Genomic DNA, 239 nt, shown 5'->3' with positions numbered 1-239 from the left:
CCCCTGATGGTATTGCTCCAGTATGGCATCGAGATACCGACAGTTGGCCTCTGTGGCGCGTTCGAGCATGCGCGGCAGATTGCGAAACTGCCAGTCAGGCCAGATGTAGCTCACTGCCGCCCACGCAATGGCACAACCAATCAGCGTATCGATTACGCGAGGTAACGCTACTTCAAAACCTTCACCCAGTAAGTTAAAACACAGTAGCACCAAAAGTGTGATGAACATCGTTGCATGAG

The 239-nt window shown here is 52.3% G+C and carries 1 protein-coding gene; it reads right to left on the bottom strand.

Annotation, left to right across the window (positions count from 1 at the left end):
• A partial coding sequence (locus AC0IX4_RS23330) for an FUSC family protein (protein ID WP_471831456.1) occupies positions 1 to 239 on the bottom strand: 239 nt, incomplete at both ends.

This window comes from Rhodococcus sp. AC861 (assembly GCF_979256035.1).
This window is presented reverse-complemented; position numbering and strand designations above follow the sequence as displayed.